General features: G+C 71.3%; 18 protein-coding genes. 10 read left to right on the top strand and 8 right to left on the bottom strand.

Annotated features, from left to right (window positions below):
- Positions 1-12: 12 nt before the first annotated feature.
- Positions 13-1,647 carry a protein kinase gene (locus tag ACIBVQ_RS05220; RefSeq protein WP_399175746.1) on the bottom strand — a complete coding sequence of 545 codons (1,635 nt, stop codon included), beginning with the start codon at positions 1,645-1,647 and terminating at the stop codon, positions 13-15.
- Positions 1,648-1,829: 182 nt separating this feature from the next.
- Between ACIBVQ_RS05220 and ACIBVQ_RS05215 the strand changes: the two genes are divergently transcribed.
- From ACIBVQ_RS05215 to ACIBVQ_RS05205, 3 genes are read left to right on the top strand one after another with little or no spacing between them, the layout of a single operon-like run.
- Complete coding sequence (locus ACIBVQ_RS05215; protein WP_399175744.1) at positions 1,830-2,705, top strand: ABC transporter permease; 876 nt, start codon at positions 1,830-1,832, stop codon at positions 2,703-2,705.
- A gap of 1 nt (position 2,706) precedes the next feature.
- On the top strand, positions 2,707-3,495 hold the full coding sequence (locus tag ACIBVQ_RS05210) for an ABC transporter permease (protein WP_399175742.1): 789 nt from the start codon (positions 2,707-2,709) through the stop codon (positions 3,493-3,495).
- 6 nt (positions 3,496-3,501) lie between these two features.
- Positions 3,502-4,281, top strand: a complete 780-nt coding sequence (locus ACIBVQ_RS05205; RefSeq protein WP_362771861.1) for an ATP-binding cassette domain-containing protein — start codon at positions 3,502-3,504, stop codon at positions 4,279-4,281.
- 203 nt (positions 4,282-4,484) lie between these two features.
- Here ACIBVQ_RS05205 and ACIBVQ_RS05200 read toward each other — a convergent pair whose 3' ends face one another.
- Together ACIBVQ_RS05200 and ACIBVQ_RS05195 are read right to left on the bottom strand one after the other, a co-directional pair.
- Positions 4,485-4,829, bottom strand: a complete 345-nt coding sequence (locus tag ACIBVQ_RS05200; protein ID WP_399175740.1) for a hypothetical protein — start codon at positions 4,827-4,829, stop codon at positions 4,485-4,487.
- Positions 4,830-4,832: 3 nt separating this feature from the next.
- A complete protein-coding gene (locus ACIBVQ_RS05195; protein ID WP_399175738.1) occupies positions 4,833-5,042 on the bottom strand; it encodes a hypothetical protein in 210 nt (69 codons plus the stop codon).
- 254 nt (positions 5,043-5,296) lie between these two features.
- Here ACIBVQ_RS05195 and ACIBVQ_RS05190 point away from each other — a divergent pair, with 254 nt between their 5' ends.
- On the top strand, positions 5,297-5,821 hold the full coding sequence (locus tag ACIBVQ_RS05190) for an MFS transporter (protein WP_399175736.1): 525 nt from the start codon (positions 5,297-5,299) through the stop codon (positions 5,819-5,821).
- A gap of 71 nt (positions 5,822-5,892) precedes the next feature.
- Positions 5,893-6,639 carry a YcnI family protein gene (locus ACIBVQ_RS05185; RefSeq protein WP_352009380.1) on the top strand — a complete coding sequence of 249 codons (747 nt, stop codon included), beginning with the start codon at positions 5,893-5,895 and terminating at the stop codon, positions 6,637-6,639.
- Between the two features lie 133 nt (positions 6,640-6,772).
- Here the strand turns inward: ACIBVQ_RS05185 and ACIBVQ_RS05180 are convergent, their stop codons facing one another.
- The 3 genes from ACIBVQ_RS05180 to ACIBVQ_RS05170 all read right to left on the bottom strand — a co-directional run bounded on the left by ACIBVQ_RS05180 (position 6,773) and on the right by ACIBVQ_RS05170 (position 10,174).
- Complete coding sequence (locus tag ACIBVQ_RS05180; protein ID WP_352009379.1) at positions 6,773-7,582, bottom strand: ABC transporter permease; 810 nt, start codon at positions 7,580-7,582, stop codon at positions 6,773-6,775.
- Positions 7,583-7,844: 262 nt separating this feature from the next.
- Complete coding sequence (locus tag ACIBVQ_RS05175) at positions 7,845-8,852, bottom strand: ABC transporter ATP-binding protein (protein WP_362771854.1); 1,008 nt, start codon at positions 8,850-8,852, stop codon at positions 7,845-7,847.
- A gap of 203 nt (positions 8,853-9,055) precedes the next feature.
- Entirely contained in the window at positions 9,056-10,174 is a 1,119-nt protein-coding gene (locus tag ACIBVQ_RS05170; protein WP_352009377.1) for a DUF2092 domain-containing protein, read from the bottom strand.
- Between the two features lie 183 nt (positions 10,175-10,357).
- Between ACIBVQ_RS05170 and ACIBVQ_RS05165 the strand changes: the two genes are divergently transcribed.
- Genes ACIBVQ_RS05165 through ACIBVQ_RS05155 form a run of 3 tightly spaced genes read left to right on the top strand, consistent with a single transcriptional unit; the run spans position 10,358 to position 13,123 of the window.
- Positions 10,358-11,032, top strand: a complete 675-nt coding sequence (locus ACIBVQ_RS05165) for a response regulator transcription factor (RefSeq protein WP_352009376.1) — start codon at positions 10,358-10,360, stop codon at positions 11,030-11,032.
- Positions 11,022-12,422 carry a sensor histidine kinase gene (locus ACIBVQ_RS05160; RefSeq protein ID WP_399175732.1) on the top strand — a complete coding sequence of 467 codons (1,401 nt, stop codon included), beginning with the start codon at positions 11,022-11,024 and terminating at the stop codon, positions 12,420-12,422. The genes ACIBVQ_RS05165 and ACIBVQ_RS05160 overlap by 11 nt, the downstream gene beginning before the upstream one ends.
- A 59-nt stretch (positions 12,423-12,481) precedes the next feature.
- On the top strand, positions 12,482-13,123 hold the full coding sequence (locus tag ACIBVQ_RS05155) for a TetR/AcrR family transcriptional regulator (protein WP_352009374.1): 642 nt from the start codon (positions 12,482-12,484) through the stop codon (positions 13,121-13,123).
- A gap of 332 nt (positions 13,124-13,455) precedes the next feature.
- On the opposite strand, the gene folP is transcribed toward ACIBVQ_RS05155, so the two are convergent.
- Positions 13,456-14,298: a dihydropteroate synthase gene (folP, locus tag ACIBVQ_RS05150; protein ID WP_399175730.1), complete on the bottom strand. Its 843-nt coding sequence runs from the start codon at positions 14,296-14,298 to the stop codon at positions 13,456-13,458.
- Positions 14,299-14,390: 92 nt separating this feature from the next.
- Complete coding sequence (locus tag ACIBVQ_RS05145; protein ID WP_352009372.1) at positions 14,391-15,260, bottom strand: LysR family transcriptional regulator; 870 nt, start codon at positions 15,258-15,260, stop codon at positions 14,391-14,393.
- A 349-nt stretch (positions 15,261-15,609) separates the two neighbouring features.
- On the opposite strand from ACIBVQ_RS05145, the gene ACIBVQ_RS05140 reads away from it, so the two are divergent.
- Together ACIBVQ_RS05140 and ACIBVQ_RS05135 are read left to right on the top strand one after the other, a co-directional pair.
- Positions 15,610-16,920, top strand: coding sequence for a neutral zinc metallopeptidase (locus tag ACIBVQ_RS05140; RefSeq protein WP_399175728.1), 1,311 nt, complete (start codon positions 15,610-15,612; stop codon positions 16,918-16,920).
- Between the two features lie 145 nt (positions 16,921-17,065).
- Entirely contained in the window at positions 17,066-18,868 is a 1,803-nt protein-coding gene (locus ACIBVQ_RS05135; protein WP_399175726.1) for an LCP family protein, read from the top strand.
- Positions 18,869-18,978: the final 110 nt, after the last annotated feature.

Genomic DNA, 18,978 nt, shown 5'->3' with positions numbered 1-18,978 from the left:
GCCCCGGCGGGATCACTCCCCGGACTTGAGGGCGGGCGCCGCGCTCGACGAGGGGAGGGACGGCGGCACCGCCGTTGAGCCTCCCGTGACGGGGGCGACGCTCTCGCTCCCCCCCACCTGCGGGACCGGGGTGAGGAACGACTTGGACTCACCCGGGCTCGCCGGGCACTCCACGCCCTTGTCCAGGGTGCCCGCGCAGCCGACCGGCTCCTCCGCCTCGGCGGTTTCCCTGGTCCACCGCGGGAGCCGCGACCACCGCGGAAGCCTCGGATAACGCCTCGGATAGTGCTGCGGCCTGGCGAACCCCGGCTCCTCGAAGGCGGGCGGAAGAGCAGGGGGCTCCGTGACACCGGCCGTGGGCGTGGCGACCGGAGCGGCCGGAACCGCCGAGACGACCGGGACCGCCGACGCCCCCGGGGCCACCGGGGTCGGTGGCGGCGGCCCCTTCGGCGTGGCGGGCCGCCCCGTCTCCCTCCGGGCACGCTCCGCCGGGCTCCCGTGGACCGGTGCGATCACCGCGGGAAGCTCCCCCACCTCGGGATCGGCGTACGGCCTGGCCCCTCCCCTGGCCGCCGCCAAGACCGTGACGGCCGCCATGACGAGGGTGGCCAGCGCCGCGAAACCCGCCTGCGTCCGGTGCGGCCGTCGCTGCGGCACCGTCTTCGCCACCCGGTGGGAGGCGGAACCCGCCCCGACCGAGGGGCGCTCCCCGCCCGCCCCGCTTTCCGCCCTCACCGGGAACGACCCCTGCCCCGCCCCGCCCCGGGGCCACGGCACCGGGGTCCAGATCCACCCGAGCACCTCGGCGACCGCCACGCGGAGATTCCCCGGCGCGCCGACCCCTCCCGCGGCGAGCAACGCGCCGAGCAGGTCGGCGGCGCCCGGCCGCCGCGCGGGATCCTTGGCGAGCGCGGCCTCGACCACCGGGCGAAGCCTCTCGGGAAGGCCGGTCAGCTCCGGCGGGTCGGCCAGCACGCGGCGGGCCAGCGCCTCGGCGTCCCCCGCGCCGAAGGGATGGGAGCCGGTGGCGGCGTAGGCGACCAGGCATCCCCAGGCGAAGACGTCGGAGGCGGGCAGCGCGGGCCCACCGGTGAGCCGCTCCGGCGAGACCCAGCCGGGACTGCCCATGACCTGCCCCGCCTCGGTGTGCGCGACGAGGGTGTCGACGCCCCTGGCGATGCCGAAGTCGATCAGCCTCGGCCCCTCCTCCGACAGCAGCACGTTGCCCGGCTTCAGGTCGCGGTGGACCAGGCCCGCCTCGTGCACCGCGACCAGCGCGGCCGCCACCCCCAGGGCGACGCCGTAGGCGAGGTCGGCGGACAGCGGCCCCACCCGGGCCATCACCTCCGACAGCGCGGGACCGGGGATGTACTCGCAGACGAGGTACTGGCGGTCGCCGTCCACACCGTCCTCGTAGACCCGCGCGGTGCAGAAGGGCACCACCCGCCGGGAGTTGACGATCTCCTCGGCGAAACGCGCGCGCAGGGTGACGTCGCCGAGGTGGGCCGGGTGCGGGGTCTTGAGCGCGACCACGTCCCCGTTCGGACGCTCGGCCAGGTAGACCACGCCCATGCCCCCGGCCCCCAGCCGTCCGAGCAGCCGGTGGCCGCCGACCGCGATCGGATCTCCTGACGTGAGGGGCCGCACGCCGGGCGGCATGCCGTACCTGGGACCAGTTCCGCCACGTGCCATCCTGGTTGAACCTCTCGTGTACGCGATGCGGCACACACACTGTGACGAACCCGGGAGCCCGCCGCCCGCGCCCCAGACCTAAGGGATGCGAAAGGTAAGGGGAATCATCCCTAACGGTAATCAACCTGTGACGCCATGTGACCGAGGAGACGGAAAAATCCGTTGCCCCGATCAAGATCGGCGACAACGATAGGACGGTTGTCCCGACGCTTCCCGGGGAGGCCGCCTTCCTTCTCTACCTTCACATCGCCTGGTACGGCTTCCGCCGCCACTTCGCCTACCGGTCCGCCGCCCTCGCCGGGGCCTTCACCAACACCGTCTTCGGCATCCTGCGCGCCTACGTGCTGATCGCCCTGTGGACCGCCCGGCCCGGCCTGGCGGGCTACGACCTCGCCGACGCCGTGACCTTCTGCTTCCTCAGCCAGGCCTTCATCGGGCCGATGCAGGTCTTCGGCGGAGGTCTGCAACTGGCCGAACGCGTGCGCAACGGAGACGTGGCCGTCGACCTCGTCCGTCCCGCCTCGCTACAGCTGTGGAGCCTCTCCGACGACGTGGGCAGGGCCGCCCACCTGTTCCTGCTGCGCAGCCTGCCGCCGACGGTCGTCGGCGCGGTGCTCTTCGAACTGGTCCTGCCCCCCGGCCCCGCCGCCTGGCTCTCCTTCGCCGCGGGCTTCGCGCTCGGGGTCGTCGTCAGTTTCGCCTGGCGCTATCTCATCGCGCTCTCCGCCTGCTGGCTCGTCGACGACAGGGGCACGCAGTCGCTGTCACTGGTCCTGACGCTCTTCTTCAGCGGCATGGTGCTGCCGCTGAACCTGTTCCCCGGCTGGCTCGGCGACCTCGCCCGCGTGCTGCCCTGGTCGGCGATGGTCCAGGTCCCCGCCGACCTCTACCTCGGCAAGCGCGACATCCTCGACGCCCTGGGCTTCCAGGCCGCCTGGGCGGTCGCCCTGCTCACCCTCGGCGCCCTGGCGACCTCCGCCGCCCGCCGCAAGGTCGTGATCCAGGGTGGTTGACATGGTCAGGACCTATCTCCTGCTCGCCTGGACCTGGCTGCGGGCCTCCGCCCAGTATCCGGGGCCGCTGATCACTATGGCCGTGAGCTCGTTCGCCATCAACATGCTCGACGTCCTGGCGATCTGGGTGATCTTCGAACACACCCGCTCGCTCGCCGGATTCGGCCTGTCCGAGGTCATGTTCCTGTACGGCACGTCGAGCCTGGCCTTCGGGGTGAGCGACATGCTCTTCGGCAACCTGGACCGGCTCAGCCAGCACATCAGGACGGGCGGGTTCGACACCATGCTCATCCGTCCGGCGAGCGCCTTCGTCCAGATGGCCGTCGACCGCTTCAGTGTGCACCGCTTCGGCAGGGTCACCCAGGCCGCGGTCGTGCTCGCCATCGCCCTGCCGGGACTCGACCTGCCCTGGAACAGGGCCTGGGCGATCCCGCCGATGATCCTGTGCGGAATCGTCATCTTCTCCTCCCTCTTCGCCCTGGCCGGCGCGGCGCAGTTCCTGCTGACCGACGCGCCCGAGGTGGCCAACGCCTTTACCTACGGCGGCAACGCGCTCACCCAGTACCCGCTGAACGTCTACAGCCGCGACCTCGTCAGAGGAGTCACCTTCGTCGTGCCACTGGCCTTCGTGAACTGGCAGCCCACACTGTTCGTGCTGGACCGGCCCGACCCGCTCGGCCTGCCGTACTGGCTGCGTTTCGCCTCCCCGCTCGCCGCGCTGACGCTGGCCGCCGTCGCCGCGTTCGCCTGGCGGGCGGGCGTCCGCCGCTACCGCTCGACAGGGAGCTGACACGACATGATCGAGGTTCAGGGAGTCGGCCGCTCGTTCACCGTCGGCCGCCGCAGCGCGCGTAAGACGGTGCACGCCGTACGGGACCTGTCGTTCACGGTCGGGGCCGGGGAGTTCGTCGGCTATCTCGGGCCGAACGGCGCGGGCAAGTCGACCACCATCAAGATGCTCACCGGCATTCTCGCGCCGACCGCGGGCCGCATCGAGGTGGCCGGGTTCGACCCGGCCCGGCGCCGTACGGCTCTCGCGCGCAGGATCGGCGTGGTCTTCGGCCAGCGGACCACCCTGTGGTGGGACCTGCCGCTGCGGGACAGCTTCGAGCTGATCCGGCACCTTTACAAAGTAGATCGAGTTGTCTTCCGGGAGAGGCTTGAGGAGTTGTCCTGCCTGCTCGGCCTGGAGTCCTTCATGACCACCCCGGTCCGCCAGCTCAGCCTGGGGCAGCGCATGCGCGGTGACGTCACCGCGGCCCTGCTGCACGACCCCGCCGTTCTCGTGCTCGACGAGCCGACCATCGGCCTGGACGTGGTCAGCAAGGCCGCCATGCGGGATTTCCTGAGCCGCCGCAACGCCGAGCACGGCACCACTGTCCTGCTCACCACCCACGACCTGGGCGACATCGAGCGGCTCTGCCGCCGGGTGATGCTCATCGACCACGGCCGCCTGACGTTCGACGGCACCCTCGACGACCTGCGCGCGACCGTTCCCGAGGAGAAGTCCATCGAGGACGTGGTCGCCCGTCTCTACACCGGCGGAACCGCGCCGGCCGCGGAACCGTCCGGCTGAGCGTCGTCGCGGGGACGGTGACCGGCCCGCTCTGGGAACGGGCCGGTCACCGGCTCGCGGCTGGACGCCACCGGGGAGCGGGACGCCGGGGCGCAGGCACCGGCGCGGAGCCGGGGACGTCCGTCACCGCGGGCGACGCCCGACGCGCGCCCCAGCGGTCAGGGGATGGGAGCGCACACCGGGCTGGAGGGGTGGGTCCGGGGTCAGGCCGTGAGATTGACGTAGTAGCTGGAGTAACCGTTCAGATCGACCAGACGGGCGCCGACCCGCCGCGCGGCGGTGCCGCCGACGTTCAGGCAGGAGTCGAAGGCGTCCCGGTAGACGTAGAACGGGCCGTGGGAGCCGGTCCACACCGCGCCGTCGGCGGCCTCGGCGTAGAAGGCGGCATAGCGGTTGCCCGTGTTGAGGACGTAGGCCTCACCACCCGGGTCGACGGCCCACCAGCCCCGGGTGCCCCACTGTCCCTGGTCGCGGCAGCCGTCCGGGCTGTAGAACATGATCGCGATCCATGCCCTGGCGGTGTAGCGGTTGCGGAAGTGCAGCTCCATGACCTATCCCTCCGGCTCCGCGAAGCGCTGGGTCAGCGGTCTGCCGTCCGGCCGCTCCTCGGCCAGCGGGGGCAGGTGGCCACCGGCACCCGTCGTGGCGGTGACGCCCTCGGCGGCGCCCGGGCACGCGTCGGTCTCACCGACGCGCGATCCCGTCTCTCCGGCGAACGCCACCCGGGGGTCGGGGCGACGCTCGGTGCCGTTGTCGGGCATGCCTCACCTCTGTCTCGCGAGTACATAGGGTGATCAGTCAACAACGTACAGTTACGCAACAGGTGTGTAAAGAGAAGTTCTGGCGCATCCGACGCCCACGGTGCCACATTCCGGGCAGAGTCCGGAAAGATCTTCCCCGGGCCGTCCGCGCCCCGGCTTTCGCGTCCGTGCCCGGCCATGAGCCCGGAACGGCGGGGGAGGCCGGAGCGTGAGAGCATATGGGCGTCATGCATGCCCGCCTCCCGTTACGCCTCATGCGCACGGCCGCCTTCTCGGCCGTCTGCGTGACGCTCGCCGTGCTCGGCCATCTGGCCGCGGGCGGCTCGGGGCCCGAGTCGTGGGCGGTCGCGGCCGGTGGCGCCACGGTCATGGCGTTGACGGCGGCGCTGGCCGGTCGTGAACGGTCGGCGACGACGATCGGCGTGACCCTGTCCGGCATGCAACTGTTCCTACACGAACTGTTCGCCTTCGACGACCCCTCGGGGATCTCACTGGCCGCACACGGCCACGGCGGCAGGCTGGGCGAGGGCCTCGGCATGATCATCGCGCACCTCACCGCAACGCTGATCACCGGCTGGTGGCTGTCACGCGGCGAGGCCGCCCTGTGGGCGCTGCTGCGCGCCGCCGGTCGGCGGCTCGGCGCGGCCCTGCGCCTGCTCCCGTTGCCCTCGATCCCCGCTCCTGCGCGCACGGTGCCCGCCACCGTCGCCCCCGTCCCCGCCGGGCGGCTGCTCCGCCATACCGTCAGCAGACGCGGTCCTCCACTTCCCGCCGTCTGAGATCACCTGACACCTGTGTCACCTGTCACCGCCGGAACAGAACACGAAGTATCGAAGTGGAGTCTCCAAGCATGTCCCTTTCCTCAGTGTGCCGCCGTGCCGCCGCCGTGACCGCCGGCGCCGTCGCGCTCACCATCGGCCTGGCGCTGCCCGCCCTCGCGCACGTGAGCATCAACCCGGGAACCGCGGAACAGGGCGGGTTCACCAAGGTCGCCTTCCGGGTGCCGAACGAGCGTGACAACGCCTCGACCGAGAAGGTCGAGGTGGAGTTCCCCACCGACCACCCGCTGCCGTTCGTCTCGGTCAAGCCGGTACCCGGCTGGGACGTCAAGGTGGTAACCGGCAAGCTTCCCAAGCCGGTGACGACCGAGTACGGCGAGATCACCGAGGCCGTCACGAAGGTCACCTGGTCAGGCGGGAAGATCGGCCCCAGCCAGTTCCAGGAGTTCGAGGTCTCCATGGGGATGCTCCCCAAGGACACCGACCAGCTCACCTTCCCCACCACCCAGACCTACACCGGTGGTGAGGTCGTCAAGTGGGCCGACCCGCCCAAGGCCGACGGCTCCGAGGCCGACCGCCCGGTCCCGACCCTGAGGCTCACCCCCTCGACCGGGGGTGACGAGCACGGCGCCGGAGCGGCCAGCCCGTCCGCCACGGCCACCGTGGCCGCCCACGAGTCCGAGGCCGCCAAGCCCGCCGCGCAGGCGTCCTCCTCGGACGGCACCGCACGGCTGCTGGGCGGGGCCGGCCTGCTGGCCGGAGTCGTGGGCGTCGTGGTCGGCGTGCTCGGCCTGCGCCGTGGAGGACGCGCCTCCTGACCCGCCGGTGAGGCGCTCCGGCGGGAGGCTCGTGGAGAGGCTTCCGCGGAGAGGCCTCGGCGGAGACGAGAACAGACGGCGGGGGCCCGCGGATCGATTCCGCGGGCCCCCGCCTCCGTCTCCCCAGGCCGGATCAGCCGCTGATGTCCTTGCCGCTGAACCTGGCCCACGCGATCGAACCGAAGATCACGATGTAGGCGCCGAACACCAGCAGCCCCTGTCCCATCTCCCCGGTGGCGACCGGGTCTCGCAACACCCCGTCGAAACCGCTCCACCAGCTCGACAGCAGGTACGGCCGCAGCCCGGACAACTGCGGGATGACCCCGAGCACCTGGGCGACGATGACCAGCACCACGGTCGCGGCGATGGCGCCGATGGCGATCTCCGTCAGCGTCGAGAACGCCAGCGAGATCGCCGCCAGCGCCGCCATTCCCGCCGCGACGTACAGTACGACGAGCCCGATCCTCAACAGTCCCTCGGCCATGGGGATCGTCCCGCCGGACAGCAGGGTGATCGGCCCCGCCGGGAACAACAGCAGCCCGGTGAGCAGCGCCGACGACGCGACCGCCGCCACGGCCGCCAAGCAGAAGATCACCGCGTTGGCGTACTTGACCACCAGCAGCCTGGTGCGGCCCACCGGAACCGCCAGCAGGTAGCGCAGCGTGCCGATGCCCGCCTCCCCCGCGATCGAGTCCCCGGCGACCACCGCGACCGAGACCGGCAGCAGCAACTGCACCAGCAGGGAGAGCGCGGCGAAGGTGAGGAACAGCCCGTTGCCGGTGATCTGGGTGAAGACGCCGGGAGCGCCGTCACCGGGCTCGGGTCCGCCGAACGCCCTGAGCGCGACGCCGAGCAGCACCGGCACCAGGACGAGCACCCCCAGCATGGCGAGGTTCCTCGGCCTGCGGAAGGTCAGCCCGACCTCGGAGAAGAGGAAGCGCATGAGACCGCGCCTCTTTGCGACGCCTTCGGCGTCGCGGGCTTGGGCGCTTTCGGGTCGGCGCTTTCCTTCGTCGTTCGTCCGCTGCGCTCCCTCACTCCTCAGTCCAAGCGCCGACGCGCCCAAGCCGGAGTCCTTCGCGCTGTCTTCCTTGGTGCGGGTCAGGCCGGGGGTGGGGCCTTCTAAGGCGTCGGTTTCGGAGGGCGGGGTGTCCTTCTCTCCGGTGTTCTGGGGGGCGGTCATTGTCTGGTTCGGGGAACCCTTCTCAGCCGGCGACATCGAAACCCTCTCCGGTCAGGCCGACGAACACGTCCTCAAGACTTGGGCGGCGTACGGCCAGGCCGCGCACCGCGACACCGGCGGTGACCAGTTCGGCGCAGATCCGCTCGGCGGCCTTCTCGCCCAGTTCCGCGCTCACCTCGTCCTCGCGGTCCTCGCCGAGCCGTACTCCCGCCAGGCCCAGGTCCGCCAGCACGGCCGCCGCGGCCGCGACGTCCGGTGTCTCGACGCTGATCCTGACCGCCTCCGCGGCTCTGAGGGTGGCCAGAGGACCCTGGGCGGCCAGTCGTCCGGCCCGCATCACGGCCACGTGGGAGCACATCTGCTCGATCTCGGCCAGCAGGTGGGAGGAGACGAACACGGTCGTGCCCTCCGCCGCGATCTCCTTGACCAGGCCGCGCACCTCCCTGGTGCCCTGCGGGTCGAGGCCGTTGGTCGGCTCGTCGAGGATCAGCAGTTCCCTGGGCCGCAGCAACGCGGCGGCGATCGCCAGGCGCTGACGCATGCCGAGGGAGTAGGCGCGGTAACGCTTGCGGGCGGCGGCCGTGAGCCCGACCCTTTCGAGGGCCTCACCGATCCTGGCCGAGGCGGTACGGGGATCGACCGTGAGGTCGGCCGCGTCGTAGCGGCGCAGATTGGCCTCACCGGACAGGTAGGGATAGAAGGACGGCCCCTCCACCAGCGCGCCCACCCTCGGCAGCGCCGTCCGCAGGCCGTCCGGCATGGCGGTGCCGAGCAGTTCCCAGCCGCCCTCCGAGGGGGCGACCAGGCCGAGGAGCATACGGATCGTCGTGGTCTTTCCCGAGCCGTTGGGGCCGAGGAACCCGAAGACGCTTCCCTTCGGCACGGCAAGGTCCAGGTGGTCGACGGCCACCTGGCCGCCCCTGAAGCGTTTGGTCAGTCCGCGGGTGACGATCGAGTAGTCCTCCGTGCGGGCCTCGGGAGGCACAGCGGAGGAAGCGGAGGAGGATCTGTCCTCCTGGACGGTCAGCATGGCTCTCCCATCGTCGCCTGTGTCGTCTCCGCCTTCGAGCGCGACGGCCCTCCGCTCGCGGCGTCGTTCCTGGGGCGTGGCCCGGCGGGCCGGAGGGCGGGTACGGCCCCGCTCCGCCCCGCCGGAGTCCCGGTCCCGGGAGACGTGGGCGCGTCCCCCGGGGCCGGCCGCCGGGAGTCATGACCCTCCCGGCGTCCCGTTCGTCAGCTCGCCGCCGCTTCCTGCAGCCTCTCCGGGGTGACCGCGCCGACCAGCAGGCGGCCGTCGTCGGTCAGCAGCGCCGAGAGCAGCTTGCTCTGGATGACCCTGCCGCTGCCCCACGGCCCGCTGACCTGCTTGGCCGACCTCAGCAGGGCGTCCGCGAGGGCGTTCGCGTTCCCCGCCGGGCCGTCCGCGTCCTGGGACCGGTTCGCGCCGAGGTCCTTGACGGAGAAGGGGAGCACCGCGACCGAGGTCCAGCCCTGCCCGACGACCTTGGCCCTGCCCTTCAGCGCCCGTTCCCGTTCCTGCCTGGCCCGGTCCTGCTCGCTGAACTCGTCGGCGGCCCGCTCGGTCACCTTCGCCCCCGCGGGCGGGGTGAAGGTGAAGTTCTCCGCGGCGGGCGGGGTGAACGTGACCGAGGTGAAACCGACCTCGAAGGCCGGCTCGGCGGCGCTCTTGGCGTAGACCTGCACCCGCAGGGGGACGAAGGTCTCCCCGTCGAGCGCCAGCTTGACCTCCTTGACCAGGGACGCGCCGTCCTTGGGAGCCAGGACGAGCTGGTAGGCGGGGCGGTCGGCGACCCGCTCGGTGTTGCTCACGCTCACCACGGTGTCCGTGGCCGCCCTGCTCAGCACCTGCTGCGCGGCCTGCTGCGGAGTGGTCGCGGAGGGAAGCGCGGTGGCGTGCTTGTCCTGCGCCTCGGGGTCCACCCCGTTGATCCGGGTGGCCTCGTTGTCCTCGCTGCGCCACAGCCAGACCTGGTCGCCGTTGACGATCAGGTCGGTCTCGCTCATCTTGCCCGGAAGAGCCAGCCTGAGCCGGTCCGCGCCGCCGTACCAGACCTTGAGCTCGTGTGAGCCCGCCAGCAGGGCGGCGGGTGAGGAGCCGCCCATGCCCGAGATCTCCGGCAGGCCGGGAAGTCCCAGGGAGGCTGTCTGAATGACGGTGCCCGACATGGGCTTCATGCCGGACCGAGAGGCCGTGGCGGCGTCGGCGAGCAGCTGCTGCGCCGTACGCGCGGGGAGCGTGGGCTCCCCCTGGACGGCTGCGATGACCGGGCCCGCTCCGATGGCCGCGGCTACCACCGCGATCGCAGCGACCGGCACACCCCATCTCGTCACGCGGCTTCGCCTTGTTCGTTCAGACATGTCACTCCTTTACGGTAGTGCGTCGATCGTTTCTGAAGGCAGCTTGCGTGACCGTTCCTGTGCCGGAGCTGAGACAGACTGAGAGGTCTCACAGGTTCTCAGCGGTCTCTCAGTGCCGCTGGCCGAAGATGGGGGCGAAGGCGGAGGTGATGGGGGATGCGGGTTCTCGTCGTTGAGGACGAGCGGCGGATGGCCGCGGCGCTCCAGCGCGGGCTGCAGGCCGAGGGGTTCGCGGTCGACCTCGCGCATGACGGCGAGGAGGGACTGCACCTGGCCAGGGTCGGCGACTACGACGTGGTCGTGCTGGACATCATGCTGCCGAGGATCTCCGGCTACAACGTCTGCAAGCAGTTGCGGGCCGAGGAGAACTGGGTGCCGATCCTGATGCTGTCGGCGAAGGACGGCGAGTACGACATGGCCGACGGCCTCGATCTGGGCGCCGACGACTACCTGACCAAGCCGTTCTCCTACGTCGTGCTGGTCGCCAGGCTCAGGGCGCTGCTGCGCCGGGGCGCGAACCGGCGCCCCGCCGTGCTGCGGGCCGGTGACCTGACCCTGGACCCCGCGCGGCGCCGTGTTTCCAGGGGGCAGCAGCCGATCGAGCTGACGCCCAGGGAGTTCGCCCTCCTGGAGTACCTCATGCGCCACCACGACGAGGTGGTCTCCAAGTCCGAGATCCTGGAACACGTGTGGGACACCTTCGACACCGACCCCAACGTGGTCGAGGTCTACGTGGGCTACCTGCGCCGCAAGGTCGACGCGCCGTTCTCCAGGAACGCGCTGCAGACCGTCAGGGGGGCCGGGTACCGGCTCGCGGGCGATGGCGGTTGACCCGCGCACGCGGGGCGGGCGCCGTACGGCCGGTTGGTGGCGGCGCAAGAGCCTGCGTTTCCGGCTGACCGCGGTCGCCTCCGCCGTGCTCGCGCTCGCGCTGGTCGTCTCGGCGTACGTGATGGTCGGCGTGCTGGGCCAGGCGCTGATCACCACCATCGACGACGCGATCTACCAGCGGGCGCGCGACACGGTCTCGCTGGCCGACGCCGGGCGGCTGCCGGACGAGCTGACCACCTCGGACGGCACGCTGCTGCAGGTGATCGACGGCCGGGGGCGGATCACCCACGCGACCACCGGCACCGACCGGCTGGTGCCGCTGCTGAGCGCGTCCGAGCGGGCCTCCGCGATCGCCAAGGGAAGGGCGCGGTTCGTCAACGGCGAGCCGTACGGCATCCCGCATCTGCTTCGGGTGCGGGTGCTCAGCGCGGACCGGGGGCAGAGTGTGATCTCGGCGCGCTCGTTCCGTGAGGTGGAGACCAGCCTCAGTACGGCCGGTCACGTGCTGGTCGTCGGCACGCCGCTGCTGCTCGTGCTGCTCGCCGGCGCCAGCTGGGTGATCATCGGCAGGACGCTGCGTCCCATCGCCGCGCTGCGCAGGGGCGCGGACGAGATCACCGACACCGCGCGTTCCAGGCGGCTGCCGGTGCCCGAGGCCAGGGACGAGGTGCACAGCCTCGCCACCACCCTCAACGACATGCTGACCAGGCTCGAACAGGCCGACGCGCGGCAGCGGTCCCTGGTCTCCGACGCGGCGCACGAGCTGCGCAGCCCGCTGGCCAGTATCCGTCTCCAGCTTGAGGTCGCGCTCGGCCATCCCGAGGGGCAGGACTGGCGGGAGACGGCCGAGGGCGTGCTTGAGGACACCATGCGCCTGTCCAGGCTGGCCGAGGACCTGCTCGCCCTGGCCAGGCTCGACGAGCGGGGCGGCCCCGCCCGCAGGGAGCCCGTCGAACTGGAGCAGCTCATCCAGCAGACCGTCGAGCGCTACGGCGAGGCCGTCACGGTACGGCTGCCCGCCCCGGCGGGCGACTCCCCCGCGGGGGCGGCCGTGGTGACGGGCGACGCTCTCGACCTGGGGCGGGTACTGGTCAACCTCGTGGACAACGCGCTGCGGTACACCTCGGCCCCGGTGGTGGTCGAGTTGCGCGTCGAGGGCGCGGACGCGGTGCTGACCGTCACCGACGACGGCCCCGGCGTCCCCGAACCGGACAGGGAACGGGTCTTCGACCGTTTCACCCGGCTGGACAGCGCGCGCAGCCGTGACGAGGGCGGTTCCGGGCTCGGCCTGGCGATCGTCAGGGAGACGGTCAACGCCCACGGCGGCGCGGTGCACCTGGAGGATGCCTCGCCTGGTTTACGGGCAGTTATACGGCTTCCGCTATCTTGACCGACGCTTGTCCATCATGTGCTTGGCCGGGAAGGGCCCGGAGACCTAGCGTCACTTTCATGACTTCCGCTGACGGCGGCGAGCGGGAGCTGATCCTGCGGGTCGCGACGCGGCTCTTCGCCGCCCTTGGCTACGACGGAACCTCGACCAGTCAGATCACCGAGGCCGCCGGGGTCGACGTCGCCACGCTCAACGAGCACTTCGGCGGCAAGCGGGAGCTGTACCTCGCGGTCATGGAGCGCGCCCACCTGACCGAACTCGCCGATCTTGAGGGGACGATCGCGCAGATCGCCGCCGCGCCTCCGGGAGACCCTCTCGGGGAGCCCTCGGGGGCCGTGCACCGCCTGCTCGACAGCTACATCGACTTCTGCGTCAGGAACCCCGACATCGCCGCGTTGTGGATGCACCGCTGGCTGTCCGACGCCAGCGACGTCACCGAGCCGGAACGGCAGTACGTCCAGCCGGTGGTCCGGCGCATCAGCGAGACCCTGCGGTCCCTGGCCTCGCCGTCCGCCGACGTGATGTTCGCGGTCTGGACGGTGACGTGGTCGGCGCACGCCTTCTCCCGTGGCGGGGTCCTCGACGAGGAGGGCAACCACTGGAGCCCCGGCGACCCGGAGATCCTGCGCCGCTTCCGCGCCTACATGCACGACGTGGTGCACCACGCCCTCGGCCTGCCGGGTGACCCGCCTCGGTCGTGAGTCAGGGCCGTGACCTTCGGTTCCCTCCGGCGGACGGTACGCGACGGACCAGATAACAAATCGATTTACCCCGGTCAGGATATTGCGGTAAACCCGTCGCGGGTTCACGATGGGGACGCTCACTTGTGCCTCTTCCGGGGCGCCGGGGCACCCCCGGCGGGCGAGACCGTCAGCACGAGCCAGGCATGCGTTCCCAGGCCTGCGGGACGGACCGTCTGCCGCCGTCGCGGGACCGCCCGCGGACAGGACCCATCGAAAGGCGAGGTGCGCCCCCGCCTCGCGATCGGGCCACCCGTTCCCCCCACGGGTGGCCCGATCCCATTCCGGTCCTCTCAGAGACCTGATCCGCGCAGTCCGGAGACGACGGCGAGGGCGTCACGGGCGGAGGCGGCGTCGTGGACCCGGAAGACCCGGGCGCCCTGCCAGGCGGAGACCGCGAGGGTGGCGATGGTCCCGGCGTACCGCTCGTCGACAGGCAGCCCGCCGAGGGTCTCACCGACGAAGTCCTTGTTGGAGACCGCGACGAGCACCGGCCAGCCGGTGCCGACCATCTCGCCGAGGCGACGGCTGATCTCCAGGGAGTGCCGGGTGTTCTTGCCGAAGTCGTGCGCCGGGTCGATGAGGATCGACTCTCTGGCGACCCCGGCGGCGGCCGCCCGCTCGGCGAGGCCGACGGTGTGATCGACGACGTCGGCGACCACGTCGTCGTAGGCGATGCGGTGCGGGCGGGTGCGCGGGGTCACGCCTCCCGCGTGCGCGCACACCAGGCCGATGCCGTGCCTGGCCGCGACGTCGGCCAGGCCGGGATCGACTCCACCCCAGGTGTCGTTGAGCAGGTCGGCGCCGGCCTCGGCGACGACCTCGCCGACCTCGGCGCGCCAGGTGTCGACGCTGATGACCAGATCGGGGTGACGGTCCCTGACCGCCGCGACCAGGCCGGCCACCCGGCGGATCTCCTCCGCGGGGTCCACCTCGTCGCCCGGTCCCGCCTTGACACCGCCGATGTCCACGATGTCCGCGCCGCCCTCGACGGCCCCGTCGACGGCCTTGAGCGCGGCCTCGAAGCCGTAGGTCCTGCCCCTGTCGTAGAAGGAGTCGGGGGTGCGGTTGACCACCGCCATGATCGCGAATTCGCCGGGCCGGAACTCACGGCCTCGCAGGCGCAAGATAGTCATCGATACCGAGCCTATCGGGCCGGTACCGGAGAGGCGGGCGCTCCCACCTGCGCCGCCTCCGGGGGTTGGGGAAACCGTGCCTCACGTGGAGGTCAGGCGGCCGACCCACCCTCGGCCACCGTGACGAAGTCCTGGGCGACGGAGGGCAGCCGCCGCCGCGCGTGGACGAGGGCGATCACCCTGCGGACCGAGGGGTCGAGGGAGCGGACCACCAGCCCGGCCCTGGCCGCCTGTTCGGCCATGCCCCGGTACCACAGCAGGGAGGCCGCTCCCGAGCGGACCGTGTTGAGCCAGTTGCCGCGCTCGTCGAGCTGTACGGCGGGCACGGGAGCGATGCCGTACTTGGTGAACAGGGCGTCGAACTCCCTGCGCCGGGCACTGCCGGGGACGGGCATGACCAGCCGCATGCCGTTGAGCCTGTTCATCGGGACCGGGTCGGGCAGGTCCAGGCCGGACGGGGAGATCAGCACGATCTCCTGGCGTTCCAGCGGATGGCTGACCAGGTCGGCCGGGACGGGCAGGTCCGTCAGGCCGAGATCGGCCCGCTGGTCCCTGATGGCGTTGACCACGCCGTCCCGGCCGTCGCAACGGACGATGTGCACGCGCACCCCTGGATGCTCGGCGGCGTAGGCGGGAAGGAGTCGTCCGGCCAGCCCCGGTTCGAGGCTGGGGGTCGAGGCGATGCGCAGTTCCGCGTCGGCCTGGTGGCCGTGGGCGGACAGTGCCTCGATCTCCCTGACTGCGTCGAGCGCCTCCCGGGCCAGCTTGACCACCCGGCGCCCCTGCGCCGTGACGACCACGCCGCGCCCGGAACGGGCGAACAACGTCATTCCCAACTCTCGCTCAAGGTCTCTGATCGCGCGGGAAAGCGCGGGCTGCGCGATGTACAGCGACCTGGCCGCATCTGTCATGGTGCGGTGCTCCGCCGTCGCGACCACGTAGCGGAGCTGCTGCAGATTCATGGCTTCGACGCTAGGACACGGGCCCGGGGTCGGTCCCGGACATTGCAGAGATCACCTTTGACGATTTCAGAATGTAACCGTATATAGCGACATCCGTGACGGATGATAAATCAGTATGCTTACGCCCCAAATTCGATAAAAGTCCGGTCATTCGTGGACGGCCGGACACTCGGGTTAACGGGGAGACAGCGTGACAGGCAACGGGCACAACCCTCCACAACCACCGTGGCCTCAAGGGCCTCAGGGCCCCCAGGGGCACCCCCGTCCCGCACCGCCGCCTCCCGCCTGGCCCGCCGCGCCGCCTCAGGGACCACCACAGGGGCCGCCTCCCGGCCCGCCGCCGCAGGGGATGCCCGGACAGCCGTACCCGTCCGCGCCTCAGGCTCCTCCCAGGCAGGGTTTCCCTCCGGGTTACGGCTATCCGCCACCCGGTCAGGCAGGCCCAAGACCCGGCCCCAACCAGGGATACGGTCACCCGCCCGCCCCGCCGCAGGGCTATCCGCCCCAGAACCCGGGACCGCAGGGCTACCCGCCCGCGGGCCAGGGGTATCCGCCGCCGCCCGCGCAGGGCTACCCCCGGCCCGGGCCCCAGGGGCAGCCGCCGTACGGCGCGCCGATCCCGCCACCTCCTCCCGTCCCGCCCGCTCCGTGGCAGCCGCCGCAGCGGCGCTCGGGAGGCGCCGGAGTGATCGTGGTGAGCGTCTTCGGTGTGATCGCGCTGCTCTTCATCGGGCTCGTGGTCGCCGGGTCGATCATCAAGAACCGTTACCGGGACTCGGCCCCGCACTTCGCCGTGCCCACCTACACGCCCTCCCCCTTGGAGACCTCGCGGCCGGCCACCGAGGACACGCCCACACCCACACCGACGGAGACGCCGCAGGAGACGAAGCCGACGGACGTGCCCAGCCCCTCGAAGGAGGTCGTCCGCAACACCACCCTGGAGGGCAACACCCTCTACCGGACCGGTGGCCTGCCCACGGTGAGCTGTTCCGCGGGCTCGCCGAGCATCTACAGCCACAGCCAGCTCAAGGGGCTGATCCTGAAGACCTCCAGGTGCCTGGACAAGGGGTGGTCGCGGATCCTCGGCGAGCAGGGCATCGACTGGAGCCCGCCCGGCTACGCCATCGTCTCGGGCAGGGGACGCGGGGCGTGCGGGGACTTCCCCCAGATCGGCAGCATCGTGCCGTACTACTGCCCGCGCAACCACACCATCTACGCCTCGACCGGCGCCATGGCCAAGGGATCGGGCAACAGCCTCGGATACGGCCAGATCGTCGGCTGGCACGGCGCGATCATCAGCATGATGGCCCATGAGTACGGCCACCACGTGCAGCAGCTGACCGGCCTGTCCGACAGCTGGTGGCAGAAGACGCAACGCTCGTCGAGCAGGAGCGGCAGGCTCGCGCTGAGCCGCAGGTTCGAGCTCCAGGCCACCTGCTTCGGCGGGATGTTCATGCGTTCGGTCGCGAGCACCTACCCGGTCACCCCGGCCAGGCGCAACACGCTCTACTACTTCTACTCACGGGTCGGGGACTGGCCCGGTTACCCCCGTGACCACGGGACTCCGGCGAACAACAACCGCTGGTTCCGCCAGGGCTACGAGAAGAACAAGACCTTCCAGTGCAACACCTGGCTGGCCTCCTCCTCCTCGACGTCATAGCTTAAATACTCATTAACCGAAGTTTGGTTGTCTGTCTGCCATGTCCATGTATGGGGCTAGAATCCTGCCAATTCCATGTAATCGGGGGACCTCGGCTGTTTTGCCAGGTGGACCGGGGTAGGACGCAGTAGGAAGCGGTGTGATCATGCGCCATGGGCAGGGCCCGGGGGACTCTTCCGGCGATGACGGGAAACGGCACGCCCCTGAGCAGGACCCGGGGGTCACCCCCGGCGCCCCCGCCGCCGACGTTCCCGGCGCTCCGGGAACCCCCGACGCCCCCGGTGTTCTCGGCGCCCCCGGTCCTCCCTCCGCCGGGGCCGGCGAGGGGGCCGGGGAGACCGCCCGGCCCCCGGGAGAGGACGCCCGGATCCCGCAGGGCCCGGGAGACCTCGCACAGGGCCCGCCCTCCGTGGCGCGACCGGCAGGGAAACGGCCCAGATTCGCCAAGCCGCTGACGACGGCCTCGCTCGTCGGCTGGACCGGGCTCTCGGTGGTCCTGCCCGGCGCGGCCCACCTGCGCGCGGGACACCGCCGTACCGGCTACGCGCTGCTGGGCGTCTTCGCCGCGCTCCTGGTCGCCGCGGCGGTCGTCGCGTTCGTCGTCCTTCCCGGCAACGTGGGCTTCCTGACCAGGGACAGCACGCTGACGAGCGCGGTGGCCCTGGCCGGCGCCGGAGCCCTCGCCTGGTTCCTGATCGTGCTCTCCTCCTACATCTCCCTGCGTCCGAGGAGGCTCAGCGGCAGGGGACAGATCGTCTCCGGCGTCGCGATCGGCCTGCTGTGCGTCGGGGTGATGTCGCCGTTCGCCCTGGTGGCGAACACCGTGCTGACCGCCAAGAACACGGCCAACGCCATCTTCCAGAGCTCGACCGACAACCCGGCCGTGGTCCCCGTCAAGCACGAGGATCCGTGGAACGGACGCGACCGGGTGAACTTCCTGCTCGTCGGCGGCGACGGCGCGGGCAACAGGGACGGCATCAGGACCGACAGCATGACCGTGGCCAGTGTGCAGGTCTCGACCGGCAACACGGTCATGTTCAGCCTGCCCCGCAACCTGCAGCACGTCCGCTTCCCGCCGGACGGCACGCTCGGCAGGCAGTTCCCCAACGGCTTCATGCGCGAACTGCCCAACGGCGGCCTGCTCAACGAGGTGTGGCAGTACGGCGAGGAGCACCCCGAGGTCGTCCAGGGCAAGGACGGTCAGCGCGGGCCCAGGGCTCTCATGGAGGCGATCGGCTACACCCTCAACCTGAGGATCGACTACTACGCGCTGATCAACATGTTCGGCTTCGCCCACCTGGTCGACGCCATCGGCGGCCTGAAGATCCGGGTGGACAGGGACGTCCCGTGGGGCGGCCTCTACGGCACCGCCGGCACCATCAGGGCCGGCTACCGGACGCTGTCGGGTGAGGAGGCCCTCTGGTACGGCCGCTCCCGTGTCGGCAGCGACGACTTCTCCCGGATGAGCCGCCAGCGCTGCGTCATCGGCGCCTTCGCCCAGCAGGCGACCCCCTCGGTCGTGCTCACCAACTTCGTCAAGATCGCGAACGTCGCCAAGAAGATGGCCAAGACCGACATCCCCCGTGAGCTGCTCGACCCGCTGACCGAGCTGGCCCTCAAGGTCAAGAACGCCAGGATCACCAGCCTGCAGTTCGTGCCGCCGGAGTTCTACTCCGGCTCCCCCGACTGGCGGAAGATCCGCGCCGCGACCGTCAGGGCGCTGCGCCAGTCCGAGCGGCCCGCCCGCCGGGCCCAGGCCGCCGGGGTGACGGCCTCGCCGGGCGTGAGCGGGGCAACGGCCTCCCCCACGGGCGGCGACGGCACGCCCGCGGCGACCCCCTCGACCACGCGGCCCACGCCGCACCGGACGGCGCCGCAGACACCGCGCGAGACGCCCACCCAGAACGGCGCCACCGCCAAGTCGCTGAGCGAGATCTGCGGCTTCTGACCCACTCGTCCTGGGCGGGCGGGCCCCGGTTCTGCGCCCGCCCAGGGGTCCGGCGGCAGGCCGGAGCGGTCCCCGGTGCCGCGATCATGTCCGCCGGGACAGTGATCGGC

Source organism: Streptosporangium sp. NPDC049376 (genome assembly GCF_044466505.1).
GTDB lineage: Bacteria > Actinomycetota > Actinomycetes > Streptosporangiales > Streptosporangiaceae > Streptosporangium.
This window is presented reverse-complemented; position numbering and strand designations above follow the sequence as displayed.

What these genes read in the sequence shown, in the direction of transcription:
- ACIBVQ_RS05210 (WP_399175742.1), top strand. Translation starts at nt 2,707, where the DNA reads ATGGTCAGGACCTATCTCCTGCTCGCCTGGACCTGGCTGCGGGCCTCC.
- ACIBVQ_RS05205 (WP_362771861.1), top strand. Translation starts at nt 3,502, where the DNA reads ATGATCGAGGTTCAGGGAGTCGGCCGCTCGTTCACCGTCGGCCGCCGC.
- ACIBVQ_RS05200 (WP_399175740.1), bottom strand. Translation starts at nt 4,829, where the DNA reads ATGGAGCTGCACTTCCGCAACCGCTACACCGCCAGGGCATGGATCGCG.
- ACIBVQ_RS05195 (WP_399175738.1), bottom strand. Translation starts at nt 5,042, where the DNA reads ATGCCCGACAACGGCACCGAGCGTCGCCCCGACCCCCGGGTGGCGTTC.
- ACIBVQ_RS05190 (WP_399175736.1), top strand. Translation starts at nt 5,297, where the DNA reads ATGCGCACGGCCGCCTTCTCGGCCGTCTGCGTGACGCTCGCCGTGCTC.
- ACIBVQ_RS05185 (WP_352009380.1), top strand. Translation starts at nt 5,893, where the DNA reads ATGTCCCTTTCCTCAGTGTGCCGCCGTGCCGCCGCCGTGACCGCCGGC.
- ACIBVQ_RS05180 (WP_352009379.1), bottom strand. Translation starts at nt 7,582, where the DNA reads ATGCGCTTCCTCTTCTCCGAGGTCGGGCTGACCTTCCGCAGGCCGAGG.
- ACIBVQ_RS05175 (WP_362771854.1), bottom strand. Translation starts at nt 8,852, where the DNA reads ATGCTGACCGTCCAGGAGGACAGATCCTCCTCCGCTTCCTCCGCTGTG.
- ACIBVQ_RS05165 (WP_352009376.1), top strand. Translation starts at nt 10,358, where the DNA reads ATGCGGGTTCTCGTCGTTGAGGACGAGCGGCGGATGGCCGCGGCGCTC.
- ACIBVQ_RS05160 (WP_399175732.1), top strand. Translation starts at nt 11,022, where the DNA reads ATGGCGGTTGACCCGCGCACGCGGGGCGGGCGCCGTACGGCCGGTTGG.
- ACIBVQ_RS05155 (WP_352009374.1), top strand. Translation starts at nt 12,482, where the DNA reads ATGACTTCCGCTGACGGCGGCGAGCGGGAGCTGATCCTGCGGGTCGCG.
- folP (WP_399175730.1), bottom strand. Translation starts at nt 14,298, where the DNA reads ATGACTATCTTGCGCCTGCGAGGCCGTGAGTTCCGGCCCGGCGAATTC.
- ACIBVQ_RS05145 (WP_352009372.1), bottom strand. Translation starts at nt 15,260, where the DNA reads ATGAATCTGCAGCAGCTCCGCTACGTGGTCGCGACGGCGGAGCACCGC.
- ACIBVQ_RS05140 (WP_399175728.1), top strand. Translation starts at nt 15,610, where the DNA reads ATGCCCGGACAGCCGTACCCGTCCGCGCCTCAGGCTCCTCCCAGGCAG.
- ACIBVQ_RS05135 (WP_399175726.1), top strand. Translation starts at nt 17,066, where the DNA reads ATGCGCCATGGGCAGGGCCCGGGGGACTCTTCCGGCGATGACGGGAAA.